Genomic DNA, 14,315 nt, shown 5'->3' with positions numbered 1-14,315 from the left:
GTTGATGCAAGAGCAACTGAAGGCAGAGCTGTTAAAGGATCCTGGCGTACAGCTGCTAAAATCGGAACAATGGGTGCTGCCGGTTTATGAAGTGGAAATCGAATTTGAGACGGTGAAGCGATCAAAGATGGATGTGCTGATGAAGATGCTGCTGCTTTCATTCCAGCAGTTGGAACTATCAGCAGCCGAGGATGTCAGTGATATTTTGATGGTCGAGCCTTTGTTTGTCGAGGACCTGATTCAGAAGATGATGCTCACGGGCATGATCGAAAGGAAAAAGGATGTTTTTTTGATCACGGACAAAGGTGAGAGCCTGCTCGAGAACGGTATTTTCGTCCATCCGCCTGAGCAGGAAAAGGAGACTGCTTATTACAGTCCGGCACATCATCGTTTTTTTTCGAGTGAAGGCGGAGAAAGCACTGAAACGGGCAGCAGCTCTGAAAAGTACCGACACCTTTCTGCAGAGAAGGTCGATGTGTCCATGCTTGATGAATCGATTGTGAAGGAGTTTTTGAGCAGCACGCTTTTGCCAGAAGAGGACGGCGAGGAAGGATCCCTGCAAGTGGAGGTCGAGAGAATAGCCGGGGTGGCAGAAGTGCAAGAGATCAACATCCCCTGCTATGAATTTCAGCTTCATCATACCGGGAACGAACGGAAATATGTCAGGGTCTGGAATACGCTGATAAACCAGTGGGATGAAACATTGGAAAAACAGATTTTTGACAAGCAAGTTTTATAAAAATACCTGAATAGGGAGAGAGTTTTTCTTATGAGCAATGTAACGACTTTATCTGTGAGCGGAAGTTTGGAATCCAAGTTAAAAAATATTGTCCAAGTGCGCGATTTGCCGCCATTTATCGTAGATGAACCTGAGCGGCTCGGCGGTTCCAATGCAGGGGCGAATCCGCTGGAATACTTCCTTGGCGCCTTGTCCGCATGTACTTCAATCATGATCGCCTATGTCGCCAAGGAGCAAGACTTCAGCTATAGAGGCATCGACTATGAAACGGATGGCACTCTCGATCCGCGCGGCTTCAAAGGAGTAGAAGGGGTTCAGACCTATTTTCAAGCCGTGACGGTTGAAGTGATTCTGGATACGGATGAAGAGGACGAGGCAATCCGGAGGCTCAAGGAAACGGTCGAAAAGCGTTGCCCTTTGTGGAATTTGCTGAAAGACGCTGGTGTCACCTTAAAAGGCGAATGGAAGAAAAAGTAATAAAAACTGCACCCCATCTCGCTCAAGATGGGGCGCAGCATAAAAAGAGATTATGAATTCCCCCTGTCGTCCCCGAGTCTGTCGATACAATCATCCACCGGTCTACGATATCCCAGTATGCGAGAAGGGAAAAACTTCGGAGGTATCCGATTCTTTGATTGTCTCGGCGGAAATTTTCAACATCCCTCAACTGGTTTATCCCTACCTGTTCTGCGTCAAGGCAATAATATTTATCTTGGGGTCGGGGCTGAGCCCAGCGAACGCTTTTGCCCCAGCAACCGGGTAGTCCCCGCATGTCTGGGCCACGTCCTCGTCGCTAACAAATTAAAGAGTCAGATTGCCGCTTGTATCTTCTGCCTGATCCCTTCGAACTTGATTGCTTCCGCTATTGGCGATCACTTCCCCCCGGATTCGCTGCCCAATCCTAATTCCAATATAACAGCAATCGAATAGATGAATGATTATAGCTTCGAAAGAAATGAACTTTCCAACTCTATCTCATGATGGGGAATCACGTGAACAAGTTTTTAGCTACCCCATTAGATTTAGGTCAAAAGACCTGAAATGATAAAAACATTGTTGAAATAGGAAGAAATATAGCGGATAACCTTGTCTTTTGATTGACTTTATAGTAAAAAGGATATAGACATTTTTCATATTTAGTAAAAGGCAAACTGTCTGAAAAGGCAGGACGCAAAGCTATGGGTCTAAGGTGTGATGAAGAGAGTCGCGCTATGATTGCCAGGTTGCCAAACACTACTGAATGATTGGCTGATTCTGTATTTTTTGCGGAGAAGCCTTTTTTTAATTTCATTGAAAGGGGAGTGGAGATGGGTGGCTGTTTCACTTGCAGACAGGAATAAAGTTGTCGGGCATTTGCTCAATGGTACGTATACATCCTTAAAAGCAATCTTGCCGATTAAACAGGAAATGAAGCAACCGGATTTATTAGGGAATTCCCTGCAACTTCAATTCGGAGTGCTGATCGGCATCATTGGAGATGTGAAAGGTAAGTTGATAATCTCTGGCGGCACGGACGTATTCAAATCAGTCGCAGAAGCGATGTTCGGAATGCCGGTGGAAGGAGAGATGCTCGTCTCATTCAGCGGTGAGCTTGGCAATATGATTGCCGGTTCCCTTTCTACAATCATCGCCACGGACGGAATTTCAACGGACATTACATCTCCGACAATTTTTGAAGGAGATACGAAGCTGTCAGGCTACGAAAAAGCAATACGGCTAGGTGTTGTGCTGGAGAATTGCGGAGATTTGGATATCTATTTATTAATCGATTAACGATGTTGCCCTGCAGAGAATACTCTGCAGGGTTTTATTTTTGGAAAAATAAATAAAGATTGCATAGAGACGATATTGGAGATAATATGGATACAAACGGTTGCAAACGTATGTTCGGTTCATATGTAACAGTTCAAAAGTTGGATTATTTGCATGAATGCTGAGTGGGAAGGTACTTCTGAATCATGGAAAATTTTATGCGGATTCGTTAGAGTGGAAATGAAAAGGTTTTCAAGGAGGGAGGGAGTGAAAACGGATTTTAGCAAGAAGGGCTTCTCTGGGGAATCGATACCAACTTGCCAGTCTGCAATGCAAATGGGTTTAGATTCAAAAAAATTAACATTATGAGATGGGGGAAGATCATTGGTGATTTTGCGAAAATACTTATTAGTTCCAATTATCATTGCAGCACTTGTTCTCTCTGCGGGTGCAGTAGGCGGAGGGAAAGTTGTACAAGCTGCCGAAAATCAGGATGTAAGCGACCTGGTTATTTTGCAGAACCTTCCCGAATCTACAGCCAAGCTTGAAGGCGAAAAGTTGCAGCTTCGTGGGGTTCATGTATATGGGGAGGGGCATTTCATGGGTGCCTCGAAAAACCTCACTTGGACATCAACAAATGAAAATGTCGCTAAAGTGGATCAAAGCGGCGTCGTAACCGTAACCGGAAAACCAGGAAAAACCTTCATCGAAGTGTCGGATGGAAAGTATTCAGATCGGATCGCCATCCAAGCGAAGCCCGACCCGGCAGCACGGGAAGGGAAAGGCAAGCCTCCTGTTACAGCTGAAATTGATAAAAGCAAAGGCAGCCGCTACAATCTTGTCGATCGTGCTATCGGAAGCATGACACTAGAAGAAAAAATCGGCCAAATGCTGATGCCTGATTTCCGTACATGGAAAGGCAAGAATGTAACAGAAATCAATAGTGAGATTGAACAGCTTGTAAAGAAATATCACCTGGGCGGCGTCATTTTGTTCAGGGAAAACGTAGTGACAACGGAACAAACGACAAAGCTTGTTGCCGAATACCAAGAGGCTGCGGAAAAATACGGACTGCTCATAACAATTGACCAGGAAGGCGGAATCGTGACAAGGCTCCAATCGGGCACTGACTTTCCGGGGAACATGGCTCTTGGCGCCACACGTTCTGAGGAATTGTCCCGCCAAGTCGGCAAAGCAATTGGTGAGGAGCTGCATTCGCTCGGCATCAACATGAACTTCGCCCCGTCTTTCGACATAAACAACAATCCGGATAACCCTGTTATTGGTGTTCGCTCATTCAGCGAGGATCCGGCGTTGACAGCAAAGCTCGGTGTTGCCTACACGCTGGGACTGCAAGGGACGGGAACATCTGGAGCGGCAAAGCATTTTCCAGGACATGGGGACACTGCTGTCGATTCGCACCTTGGATTGCCTGAAGTGCCGTATGACAAGGAAAGGCTGAAGGAAGTTGAACTTTATCCGTTCCAAAAGGCTATGGAAGCAGGCATCGATGCGATAATGACGGCTCATGTCACATTCCCGAAAATAGACGATACAAAAGCGATTTCGAAAAAGGACGGGACAGAGATCAATATCCCGGCAACTTTATCGCATAAAGTGTTGACAGAATTGATTAGGGAAGAAATGGGCTATGAAGGTCTAATCACTACAGATGCACTTAACATGCAGGCGATTGCCGACCATTTCGGACCCGTTGATGCAGTCATCCGTGCTGTGAAGGCCGGAACAGATATTGTCTTGATGCCGGTCGGGTTGGAAAGCGTGGGAGATGGCCTTATCGAGGCGGTCAGAACAGGAGAAATCTCTGAAAAAAGAGTTGAAGCATCTGTAAAGAGAATCCTTTCGTTGAAAATCAAACGAGGAATATTGAAGGAAGAGGATCCGCAGCCGATTGAGGGCAAAGTAGCTAATGCATTGAAAATAGTCGGATCGGATGCTCACAAAAAAATTGAACGTGAAGCCGCTGAAAAATCGGTCACTCTTCTTAAAAACAGCAACAGCGCATTGCCTTTAAAACCGGCTTCGTCCGATAAAATTGTCGTTGTTGGCAACACGTATATTGATGATTTGTATAACGCTATAAAAAGTCACCATGAGAATACGGTGCTGATCAAGACAGATAAGCCGCTTACAGAAGCACAGATGGAAGAGGCAAAGGGAGCGAAGGCTGTTATCGCTGGAACAACAACTTCCAATGTTGCGGGAAGAGATCCGGCAAATCCACAGATGGCAATGGTAAGTGGACTGGAGAAGGCAATCGATGTACCGGTCATTGCAGTCGGCATCCGCAATCCGTATGACATCATGGCTTATCCGGATGTTGATGCGTATCTCGCCCAATATAGCTTCCGTCCTGCGAGCTTCAGGGCAACGGCTTCCATCCTATTCGGAGAGACAGCACCATCAGGCAAGCTTCCGGTCACAATCCCGAATCCTGCGGGCGGAGACCTGTACAAATTTGGCCACGGGCTGACCTATTGAATGGGGGAGAGAATTGAATGAAGATGAAAAAGTGGCTGATTACGATTGTTACCGCAATCTTGGTCATGTCGTCGCTTTCTGCAGTATTTGCAGAAAGCGGCAACCAGGGCAACCGAGGAAATCAGAATAACCAAGGCAATAACGGCAACGGCAAAGGTCAGAATTCCGGAAAAGGGAACAAGTTTTCTTTGGGAGTAGAAGTACTGCTCGATGGGCAGAAAGATCTTATTAAAGGAAAACGTGTCGGACTGATTACAAATCCGACAGGCGTGGACCAAAACTTGAACAGCATCGTTGACCTGCTCCACAACGACCCGGACGTGCAGCTGACCGCTCTTTACGGACCGGAACATGGGGTGCGCGGTGATGCACAGGCGGGACAGTATGTAGAGTACTATATTGATGAAGTAACGGGCCTTCCGGTTTACAGCCTGTACGGGAAAACACGAAAACCTACACAAGAAATGCTGGAAAATGTGGACGTCCTCGTTTTTGATATTCAGGATGTCGGATCCCGCTTCTATACTTATATTTATACGATGGCACTTGCAATGGAAGCAGCGAAGGAAAAAGGCATTCCTTTCATCGTCCTGGACAGGCCGAACCCGCTTGGCGGAACAAAGGTCGAAGGGCCGGTACTTGATCCTCAATTCGCTTCATTCGTTGGACAGTATGCAATCCCGCTGCGCCATGGCATGACGGTTGGGGAATTGGCTAAATTGTTCAACACCGAATTTAAAATCGGAGCGGATTTAAAGGTAGTCGAGATGAAGGGATGGAAGCGCAAATCTTATTTTGATGAGATGGATCTTCCGTTCGTCATGCCGTCACCGAACATGCCGACACTTGACACTGCGATCGTTTATCCGGGAGCAGCACTGATCGAAGGCACTAATGTATCGGAAGGCAGGGGCACAACAAAGCCATTTGAATTGATTGGTGCTCCATTTATTAACAGTACGGAACTTGCCAGCAAATTAAATAATTTAAAACTCCCGGGTGTCAGCTTCCGAGCCGCATCATTCACACCGACATTTTCGAAGCATAGCGGTAAGCTTTCCCACGGAATTCAGATCCATATTACAGACAGAGAGGCTTACCAGCCGGTCGAAACAGGTTTGCATATCGTAAAAACGATCCATGATCTCTACCCAGAGCAAGTGACTCTTACATCCTTCTTCGACAACTTGATCGGAAACGGATGGGTCCGTGAAGGGATTGAAAATGGCATGACTGTAAAACAAATGAAATCCCGCTGGGAGCCGGAATTGAAAGATTTCGAGAAAGTGAGAAAGAAATATCTTCTTTATTAATAGGTAGCGGCCGGACTTATGAGAGTCCGGCTTTTTTTCTATGAAGTCGGGAAAGGAACTTCCCGTCCTTCGGCCTTGCCATTTTTAACGTGTAAGTCAAAAGTCTGGAAAAATTGAAACCTCCTATAAATCTCATCCGTATGATAGATAAAGGAGTGTACGAATTATGAACCGAGAAATCCATGAGCGGCAAATGGAATTGACGATGAGACGGAATGAGTGGAAGCGGATCAAGAGGAGACTTGATGCGGGGGAAGCTCTTTTGAAGGACGCGATTTTGGAAAAAGACCGGCTTCAACGTCAACTGACGAAAGAACAGCAGGACGTTATCAATCTGGGCAAGTTCTCATTCGCTAAAAAGCTGAAGGAATTGACCGGCAAATGGGATATCGAAATGGAAAAGGAAATGAGAGAAGTAGCCGAGGTAGAACTTCGCTATCATGAGGCCGAAAAAACAGTGATCGATCTGGAGGCAGAAGTGAAAAGGCTGCGGGAAGACGTGAACCGGAGGGACTTGGAGTTTGTTGAGGAAGAGTGGGAAGAGTTCCTGAAAGAAAAGGAATTATGGATTCGGCAGAATGATACAACCGCGAATCGGACACTGCAAAAAATTGCCGATGACCGGATCCGAATCCGCTCCCTGATGCGAGAAATCGGCGAGGCAGAAGAAGCCGGGATTCGGGCAATCCGAGCACTTGACCGGGCTCTCGATAAGCTTGGAAACGCGGAAGGGCTGTCGATGTGGGATACCTTTCTTGGCGGAGGTCTGATCGTCTCTGCTTTAAAATACTCGGAAATGAACAGCTCCGATGACTATGTCCATCAAGCTGAACGTGCCCTCCGTCATTATGAGACGGAATTGCATGATGTGCAGCAGCTTGCAGCTGAGTCCTTTAAAGTGAACAAGAACGATGTGTTCACATTTACGGATCTCTTTTTCGATAACATATTTTCTGACTGGATGGTCCATTCCCGGATCACCGATGCAAAAGGTCAGCTTCATGAGGTACTGCAAGATGTTCGGCAGACACAGGAAAGACTGCGGCGGAAACGGGATGAAGCTGAAGAAGAATTAAAGGAGCTAGACCGGCAAGAGCAGAATATCATCGTTTCATAAGGGGTTGAAGATATGCTGCTTCACTTTTAATCCTGAATCATCTTTTGAAGAAGAAAGATACGAGAAAAAGGAGATGGATCAGGATGAAATACCAACACACACTAGACGGAATAACAGCAGATATGCTGAAAGGCTTTTTTGACGGCTGGCCGAACCCGCCGTCGCCCGATACGCATCTGGAACTGCTGCGGCGGAGCAGCGCCTATATTCTGGCCGTTGAGGAAGAAACGGGCAGGGTAATCGGGTTTATTACGGCGATCAGCGATGGCGTGCTCTCTGCCTATATCCCGCTTCTGGAAGTTTTGCCGGATTACAAGGATCAGGGAATCGGCAAGGAACTTGTCAGAAGAATGCTTTTGGAACTGGATCATCTTTATATGGTTGATCTTTGCTGTGATGATGATCTTGTCCCTTATTATGAAAAGTTCGGCATGATGAAGACGAACGGGATGCTTGTAAGAAATTATGAGCGGCAGTCCGGTTCAACACGTTCAGAATAAGCCAAAAACTCAATCCGATTTCCGAATGGATCCTCGGTAAAGAAGCGCTCCCGGCCAGCGATAGGTTTGTCTTCGGTTGCCGGGAAACCCGCTTCCCTTAATACGTGCTTCAAGCCTTCCAAATCCTCGACAATAAAACCGGGATGCGCCTTTTTAGCCGGTGTAAAATCAGGCTGAATCCCGATATGAACCTCTTGGGCTCCGCAGCGAAACCAGCAGCCCCCGCGGCCCTTCAGACTAACCGGTTTCTCGATTTCGTCCATGCCCAATACACCCCCATAAAAGCGTCTTGCCTCCTTTTCCGAGCCAGGAAGAGCGGCAAGTTGGATATGGTCAATCCCTATCAATCTACTTTTTTTCTGCATCATTTTTCCCTCCTTACTACTAGTGTAGATTAAGGAAACGAACAACGCCAAGACAGATAGTGAATGGCAGTGATAAGTAATACTGATTGCGCCGCTCGTATCCTAACTTTGCGTTTAATCGCTTGGTATATAGGGAATAGAATACTAGCCATCACATTGCCTTTCCCCAAGGCAGGTTCTTTTAGAAGGATAATGTGAAAACTATCACAAACAATTAATTTTCACAGCGAGAACAGAATTTCAGGAGGGAAGATTGAAAATGAGGATTACGATTGTTGGTTCAGGGCATGGCGGTTCTGCTGCGGCAGCATGCATGTCAAAAGAGGGACATGAAGTAAGCATCCTGAAATTGAGCAGCCGTCCGGATAAACATTTTGAAAAGCTGCGAGAGACCGGGCACATCAAGCTGGAAGGAATCGAGGGCGAAGGTGTCTTCCCGCTGCAGCAAGTGACATGCAATCCAGCGGAAGCGATTCCAAACGCGGATGTCATCCTCGTTTATTATGTATCCAATTATCATGAAGAGTTGGCAAGGGCGCTTGCTCCGCATGTGAACAAAGATCAAATCGTCTATATATGCCCTGGTTATCTGGGCAGTGTGATTTTTATGAATGAGCTGAAGCGGCTTGGGCGGGAGGACGATGCCCCTCTGTTTGTTGAAGGGGAGACTTTGCCATACAGCTGCCGCGTGACGGAGCCGGGAGAAGTGAAGATTTACTCGAAAAACTATGGGCATCCGATTGCGGCCCTGCCGTCTGATCGTGTCGGAGAAGCATGTTCTGTCTTGACTCCGATCATCGGAAATTGCGTAGAGCGGGATAATATTGTCGAGGTAGCGCTTCATAATCCGAATTTAATTATGCATACAGTCGGAATTGCTTTAAATGCGGCGTATATTGAAAATTCCAATGGCAACTTTTCGATGTATACCGAAGGGTTCACGCCGTCCACATGGAAAGTGGCCAATGAACTTGATGACGAAAAGATGGAGGTCCTGGTAAAAATAAATGCACAGCCGCGATCCTATCTTGATGAGTTCATGGTCAGGACGTTTGACGATCCGAGCCGTTATACGAAAGACGAAGCGTTCGATATTTACGCCAACAGTGTGGAAGATTTACGGACGGAATCGGTCGATAACCGCTATATCACGGAAGATGTCCCAATCGGGCTTGGCCTGCTTCACTCTTTCGGCAAACACTTGGGCGTACCAACACCTGTTGCGGATTCAATTATCACGTTATCCGGCATCATGGTCGGAGAGGACTACTTCGCCAAAGCCCGGACGATTGAGAGCCTTGGATTCCTAAATGCCGAGGATTTGCTTCAGACTCTCGGAGCCCAAACACTTATACATGAATAAGAAAAGGCTGACCCGTACAGAGAATTTCTGGCCGGTCAGCCTTTTCTTATTTTACTCTTCATGTTTAAAACACGCCCATAGTTTCCCGTCATGCTCCACGATTTCAAGGCTGTAACCAGTGTTCCCTTGCTGTTGCATGGATTGTTCAAATGCTTGGGCAAGCTCGGCCAAATGAATGCTTTTTCTCAGTTCGACCCAGAATGTGCAATCTCTGCATTCATCAGCCTTCTGCATCTTTCCTCTCCGCAAACTCCAGTTTGACTGAGGCAAGCAGGTCAGGCTTTGTCACGAGTTCAAACGCAGTCAGTGCAAGTGCTTTTGCTCCTGTGATCAGCGCACGGTCGCCTTCTGGAGAGGCTGCCGCTTCCCGGAACGGTACAGTGTGACCGACGAGGTCGTCTGCTCCTATTTTAATGTACGGATGGATTGTCGGGACGACCTGACTGATGTTGCCGGCATCCGTCGAGCCAATGCCGCTGTCTTTATCGGCTATGACGGTTTCGCCGAGTGCCTCAATTACATCTTTGAAAACTGCATCATAGGTTTTATTTGCAAGCAGATTGTCGACTTGGTTCTGGAATGCGATGATGTTCAGCTCTGCTCCGGTGGCAAGGGCCGCGCCTTCCGCCACCGCTTTGACACGCTTCGTCACTTCGTCTAAGCGAGCCCGGGTAGATGCGCGGATAAAGAATCGCGCCTTTGCGTATTCCGGGATAATGTTTGGTGCATCGCCGCCATCAGTGATAATGCCATGGATACGCACGTCGTCCTGCAATTGCTGGCGCAAGGCGTTAATGCCGTTGAAAAGCTGGATGACGGCATCAAGCGCATTGATTCCTTCATGCGGAGCAGCCGCAGCATGGGCCGGCTTTCCAATATATTCGAAGTCGAGCGGATCAACAGCGAGAGAGGAGCTTGTCAATCTTGTTTGATTGGATGGATGAACCATCAGCGCAGCGTCGATTCCTTCCACTAGGCCATGTTTGACGAAGCTTCCTTTCGCGCTTCCATTCGGACCGCCTTCCTCGGCAGGGGTACCGAAAACAACGACTTCTCCTCCTGTTTCATCAATCACTTTGCTGAGGGCGATGGCTGCGCCGACGCTCGTTGTACCGATGATGTTGTGCCCGCACGCATGGCCGATGCCCGGTAATGCATCATATTCGGCCAGGAAGGCGATTGATGGACCCGGTTTATCAGCCTTTTTTCTCGCTAAAAAGGCAGTTTCATGGCCGGCGACGGCTTTTTCCACGGTAAATCCTTCGTTTTCAAGCAACGAGGCAAGGAGGGAGGAGGCGAAGTACTCCTCGTTCCCAATTTCCGGCTTCGCGTGGATATCATGGCTCACCTTTACGTACAATTCCCGATTGATCTCCACATTTTCAATGATGGCGTCTTTTAAACCTGCTTGTAGGGTAGTTGACATGAATGTTTCCTCCTCAGTTATGATTACCAGCCGATCTTGCTGAGCGGCACGAAAGTAGGGATGGCGTTTCCTTTGAACTCTTTATTGATAAAATCGGCAGTATCGTCTTCCTGGTATAATTCAGCTAGGCGTTTTAATGTTTTATTGTCTTTGTCTTTTGCCTGGACGGCGATAATATTGATATACTGTGTAGCCGTTTCGCTCTCATGGAAGAGTGCATCTTCTGTCGGCGTCAGGCCTGCGTCAACTGCCACGCCATTATTGATAACTGCTGCTGCAACGTCAGGCAGTGAGCGGGGAGCATGGCCTGGAACAACCTGGACAATTTCAAGTTTCTTCGGGTTCTCAACAATCTTTTCGACCGCACCGTTTCCATCAAAATTGTCTTCCAGCTTCAGCAATCCTGCCTCTTGAAGCAAAAGCAGCGCTCTGCCCATATTCGTCACTTCATTTGGAACGGCAATTTTTCCGCCTTCCGGAATGTCTTTGATCGACTTGTATTTTTCCGAGTAAATGCCCATCGGTGCGATCTGTGTTGTGGCGATTGGAACGAGGTCGAGCTTATGTTCTTTGATGAAAGAATCGAAATAGGAAACAGTCTGGAATGAGTTTGCATCGAGTTCTCCCTCTGAAAGGGCAATATTCGGCTGAACATAGTCGGAGAATGTGATAATCTCCACATCGATTCCTTCTTTTGCCGCTTTTTTGCTGACGAAATCCCACACCCTTGTGTCAGTTCCACTGACGCCGAGTTTCACCTTTTGATTCTTCTCTTCTCCGCCTGCCGATTTCGAGCAAGCTGCGCTGAATAGTGCCAATGTTAGGATGCTGATCGCTAAAAGTAGTTTTTTCATTGTGTTTGTTCCTCCTGAAGTTATCTTCTTCTGATTTTTTTCGATAAAATATTTCCGAATGATTGGAGACCTTGGACCATGATGACGAGAATGCCGACAGTAATCAGCATGGTGGTCGTATCAAAACGCTGGTAACCGTAAGTGATGGCTAAATCTCCGAGTCCGCCGCCGCCGATTGCGCCCGCCATTGCAGAAGCGCCGATAAGTCCGATGGTTGCGATAGTAAATGCAAGAACGAGAGAGCTGAGTGCCTCGGGAATCAAAAACTTGAAAATAATTTGTGCAGGCGTTGCGCCCATTGATTCTGCCGCTTCAATCACGCCCGGGTCGACCTCAAGCAGTGAGTTTTCAATCAGTCTTGCAATGTAAGGACCTGCATAAAAGACGAGCGGAACGACTGCCGCGGCTGTTCCGATGGATGTCCCGACGAGAAGGCGGGTGATCGGGATGATGGCGACCATCAAGATGATGAACGGAATCGACCGAAGCACGTTAATGATGCTATTCAGCACGTTGAAAAACGGAACGTTCTCGAGCAGATGGCCTTTGCGCGTCACAACGAGCAGAACGCCGAGCGGGAGGCCGAGAATGAGCGAGAATAAGAGCGAGAATGCGACCATCTGCACGGTCTCAATCAGGGCATCAATGATCTGTTGCGAATTAACTAGCATGTGCGGTTACCTCCTTGATGTTCACTTCTTTTTGGGCGATATACAAAAGGGCCCGCTGGATTTCCTTATCTTCACCCTGGAACTCGACAATCAGATTGCCAAATGGTATTCCTTGCAACTCGGTAATATTTCCGAAAAGAACATTGATGTCGAGATTGAATTTCTTGGCGAGTTCGGATAGAAGCGGCTGTCCAGCTGACTCTCCGATAAAATTGATTCGGAAAACCTTATTCAGCCCATCATTGTTTTGGACAATCTTCCTAATTGACTCCGGAAGCTGATCGTTCATAACTGTAGAAACAAAATTCCTGGCAGTTTCGGTCTTTGGTGCTGAGAAAACATCAAACACTGAACCTTCTTCTATGATTTTGCCTGCTTCCATGACGGCGACCCGGTCACAGATTTCACGGATTACAGCCATCTCATGGGTGATGAGCAGGATGGTGATGTTATACTCCTCGTTGATTTTCTTTAGCAGCTGCAAAATCTGGCTCGTCGTTTGCGGGTCGAGAGCCGAAGTCGCTTCATCGCAAAGCAGGATGGAAGGCTGGGTTGCGAGCGCCCGGGCGATTCCGATCCGCTGCTTCTGTCCGCCGGAAAGCTGATCTGGATAGCTGTTCGCTTTATCGCCGAGCCCCACGAAATCAAGCAGTTCTTCTACACGCCTGCGAACTTCATCCTTTGGTGTTTTGGAGAGCAGAAGGGGCATGGCAACGTTGGCAAACACCGTCTTTGAATTGAGAAGGTTGAAGTGCTGGAACACCATCCCAATCCCGCGCTTTACTTCACGTATCTCTTTTGGCGGGAGAGTGGTCAAGTCATGGCCGTCGACGATGACTTTGCCTGATGTCGGACGCTCCAGCAGATTCACACAGCGGATGAGTGAGCTTTTTCCCGCACCACTGAAGCCGATTACCCCATAGATCTCTCCTTTTTTAACTTTAAGATCCACTCCATCCAACGCGGCAACTCCATTTTCGCCGCTCCCATATACCTTCCGAACATTCTGGAATTCAATCATATTCATGTCTCCTTTGCATTTTCATAAAAAAAGCCCTCTTCGGAAAAGAAGAGGACGAACCGGCAAATCACTGCTGCCGGAAACTCTCCTTATCTCCCAAGCTTAAAGCTTGCTGGAATTGGCACAGTGCTAAAAAATAGCCTGTTGCCGAGGTGTCACAGGGCCAGTCCCTCAACCTCTCTGGATAAGAAATTGCTATTCAGTTGTTTTTGTCTTTGAGAAAAAGAAAACCTCTTCCGGATGGGGAAGAGGGCAGAATTTAAACATTCAGTCCTCTTCTCATCTCTCAAGCAGTACGCTTGCTGGAATTGGCACAGTACTTGAAACAAGTCTGTTGCCGAGGCGTCAATGGGCCAGTCCCTCAACCTCTCACGATAAGAAGATTCTCAACTATTCAACTAAACAATCAACTTGAACTTGAATATCACTTTACAGCTTGAAAACAAGAAAGTCAACAACAATTTTTAAAAGTTTTTAATTCTCCTCCGCAAGTAAAGTATTTCTCCGGGCGAGAACCTCATGCAATTAGGAAGGAGCGCAAACCTAATAAGTAAGAAAAAGATCCGGCTCTTTTCTTCCATCATTGGATTAATTCCGTCTGTTTTTATCGGAAATAGCGCATACATTTCTAAAAATACATTATTGACTAAATTTTTACCTTAATTTATACTTTCAATTAACACCACTGGAGA

General features: G+C 47.1%; 14 protein-coding genes and 3 riboswitches. Of the genes, 8 read left to right on the top strand and 6 right to left on the bottom strand.

All coding sequences use genetic code 11. The features are described from left to right. Nucleotides 1-4: 4 nt before the first annotated feature. The 7 genes from AC0TWI_RS10030 to AC0TWI_RS10000 all read left to right on the top strand — a co-directional run bounded on the left by AC0TWI_RS10030 (nt 5) and on the right by AC0TWI_RS10000 (nt 7,923). Nucleotides 5-739, top strand: coding sequence for a hypothetical protein (locus AC0TWI_RS10030; RefSeq protein ID WP_488126207.1), 735 nt, complete (start codon nt 5-7; stop codon nt 737-739). Nucleotides 740-769: 30 nt separating this feature from the next. Beyond that, complete coding sequence (locus tag AC0TWI_RS10025; RefSeq protein ID WP_488126206.1) at nt 770-1,216, top strand: OsmC family protein; 447 nt, start codon at nt 770-772, stop codon at nt 1,214-1,216. 658 nt (nt 1,217-1,874) lie between these two features. Further along, nucleotides 1,875-1,970: riboswitch (cyclic di-GMP riboswitch) on the top strand. Nucleotides 1,971-2,050: 80 nt separating this feature from the next. Continuing rightward, nucleotides 2,051-2,512 (top strand): chemotaxis protein CheX, encoded by a 462-nt coding sequence (locus tag AC0TWI_RS10020; protein WP_488126205.1) that lies wholly within the window; start codon nt 2,051-2,053, stop codon nt 2,510-2,512. 396 nt (nt 2,513-2,908) lie between these two features. After that, the gene (locus AC0TWI_RS10015; protein WP_488126297.1) at nt 2,909-4,993 is read left to right on the top strand and encodes a glycoside hydrolase family 3 N-terminal domain-containing protein; all 2,085 of its coding nucleotides are present in this window, start codon (nt 2,909-2,911) and stop codon (nt 4,991-4,993) included. A gap of 23 nt (nt 4,994-5,016) precedes the next feature. Next, nucleotides 5,017-6,306, top strand: coding sequence for an exo-beta-N-acetylmuramidase NamZ family protein (locus tag AC0TWI_RS10010; protein ID WP_488126296.1), 1,290 nt, complete (start codon nt 5,017-5,019; stop codon nt 6,304-6,306). A gap of 166 nt (nt 6,307-6,472) precedes the next feature. Next, nucleotides 6,473-7,423, top strand: coding sequence for a hypothetical protein (locus AC0TWI_RS10005; protein ID WP_488126204.1), 951 nt, complete (start codon nt 6,473-6,475; stop codon nt 7,421-7,423). Between the two features lie 83 nt (nt 7,424-7,506). Continuing rightward, nucleotides 7,507-7,923 (top strand): GNAT family N-acetyltransferase, encoded by a 417-nt coding sequence (locus AC0TWI_RS10000; RefSeq protein ID WP_488126203.1) that lies wholly within the window; start codon nt 7,507-7,509, stop codon nt 7,921-7,923. Here AC0TWI_RS10000 and AC0TWI_RS09995 read toward each other — a convergent pair. After that, nucleotides 7,887-8,288 (bottom strand): VOC family protein, encoded by a 402-nt coding sequence (locus tag AC0TWI_RS09995; RefSeq protein WP_488126202.1) that lies wholly within the window; start codon nt 8,286-8,288, stop codon nt 7,887-7,889. The two genes, AC0TWI_RS10000 and AC0TWI_RS09995, sit on opposite strands and share 37 nt — an antisense overlap. A gap of 259 nt (nt 8,289-8,547) precedes the next feature. Between AC0TWI_RS09995 and AC0TWI_RS09990 the strand changes: the two genes are divergently transcribed. Beyond that, nucleotides 8,548-9,651, top strand: coding sequence for an NAD/NADP octopine/nopaline dehydrogenase family protein (locus AC0TWI_RS09990; RefSeq protein ID WP_488126201.1), 1,104 nt, complete (start codon nt 8,548-8,550; stop codon nt 9,649-9,651). 51 nt (nt 9,652-9,702) lie between these two features. Here AC0TWI_RS09990 and AC0TWI_RS09985 read toward each other — a convergent pair whose 3' ends face one another. Genes AC0TWI_RS09985 through AC0TWI_RS09965 form a run of 5 tightly spaced genes read right to left on the bottom strand, consistent with a single transcriptional unit; the run spans nt 9,703 to nt 13,623 of the window. Further along, the gene (locus AC0TWI_RS09985; RefSeq protein WP_488126200.1) at nt 9,703-9,885 is read right to left on the bottom strand and encodes a hypothetical protein; all 183 of its coding nucleotides are present in this window, start codon (nt 9,883-9,885) and stop codon (nt 9,703-9,705) included. Next, nucleotides 9,872-11,077: a M20 family metallopeptidase gene (locus tag AC0TWI_RS09980; protein WP_488126199.1), complete on the bottom strand. Its 1,206-nt coding sequence runs from the start codon at nt 11,075-11,077 to the stop codon at nt 9,872-9,874. Before AC0TWI_RS09980 ends, AC0TWI_RS09985 begins: the two co-directional genes overlap by 14 nt. Nucleotides 11,078-11,100: 23 nt before the next feature. Continuing rightward, complete coding sequence (locus tag AC0TWI_RS09975; protein WP_488126198.1) at nt 11,101-11,931, bottom strand: MetQ/NlpA family ABC transporter substrate-binding protein; 831 nt, start codon at nt 11,929-11,931, stop codon at nt 11,101-11,103. Nucleotides 11,932-11,951: 20 nt separating this feature from the next. After that, nucleotides 11,952-12,602: a methionine ABC transporter permease gene (locus tag AC0TWI_RS09970; RefSeq protein ID WP_488126197.1), complete on the bottom strand. Its 651-nt coding sequence runs from the start codon at nt 12,600-12,602 to the stop codon at nt 11,952-11,954. Further along, nucleotides 12,592-13,623, bottom strand: coding sequence for a methionine ABC transporter ATP-binding protein (locus AC0TWI_RS09965; RefSeq protein ID WP_488126196.1), 1,032 nt, complete (start codon nt 13,621-13,623; stop codon nt 12,592-12,594). The genes AC0TWI_RS09970 and AC0TWI_RS09965 overlap by 11 nt, the downstream gene beginning before the upstream one ends. Nucleotides 13,624-13,709: 86 nt before the next feature. Continuing rightward, nucleotides 13,710-13,814, bottom strand: a riboswitch (SAM riboswitch). Nucleotides 13,815-13,899: 85 nt separating this feature from the next. Continuing rightward, a riboswitch (SAM riboswitch) is annotated at nt 13,900-14,004 on the bottom strand. Between the last annotated feature and the right edge of the window lie 311 nt (nt 14,005-14,315).

This window comes from Lederbergia sp. B243.17 (genome assembly GCF_057657925.1).
Note: the sequence above shows the minus strand (reverse complement) of the source record. Positions and strands in the feature narration are given on the sequence as shown.

Bases quoted from the DNA above. Each gene is read 5' to 3' on its own strand.
- AC0TWI_RS10030 (WP_488126207.1), top strand. From the start codon at position 5: ATGCAAGAGCAACTGAAGGCAGAGCTGTTAAAGGATCCTGGCGTACAG.
- AC0TWI_RS10025 (WP_488126206.1), top strand. From the start codon at position 770: ATGAGCAATGTAACGACTTTATCTGTGAGCGGAAGTTTGGAATCCAAG.
- AC0TWI_RS10010 (WP_488126296.1), top strand. From the start codon at position 5,017: ATGAAAAAGTGGCTGATTACGATTGTTACCGCAATCTTGGTCATGTCG.
- AC0TWI_RS10005 (WP_488126204.1), top strand. From the start codon at position 6,473: ATGAACCGAGAAATCCATGAGCGGCAAATGGAATTGACGATGAGACGG.
- AC0TWI_RS10000 (WP_488126203.1), top strand. From the start codon at position 7,507: ATGAAATACCAACACACACTAGACGGAATAACAGCAGATATGCTGAAA.
- AC0TWI_RS09995 (WP_488126202.1), bottom strand. From the start codon at position 8,288: ATGCAGAAAAAAAGTAGATTGATAGGGATTGACCATATCCAACTTGCC.
- AC0TWI_RS09990 (WP_488126201.1), top strand. From the start codon at position 8,548: ATGAGGATTACGATTGTTGGTTCAGGGCATGGCGGTTCTGCTGCGGCA.
- AC0TWI_RS09985 (WP_488126200.1), bottom strand. From the start codon at position 9,885: ATGCAGAAGGCTGATGAATGCAGAGATTGCACATTCTGGGTCGAACTG.
- AC0TWI_RS09980 (WP_488126199.1), bottom strand. From the start codon at position 11,077: ATGTCAACTACCCTACAAGCAGGTTTAAAAGACGCCATCATTGAAAAT.
- AC0TWI_RS09975 (WP_488126198.1), bottom strand. From the start codon at position 11,931: ATGAAAAAACTACTTTTAGCGATCAGCATCCTAACATTGGCACTATTC.
- AC0TWI_RS09970 (WP_488126197.1), bottom strand. From the start codon at position 12,602: ATGCTAGTTAATTCGCAACAGATCATTGATGCCCTGATTGAGACCGTG.
- AC0TWI_RS09965 (WP_488126196.1), bottom strand. From the start codon at position 13,623: ATGATTGAATTCCAGAATGTTCGGAAGGTATATGGGAGCGGCGAAAAT.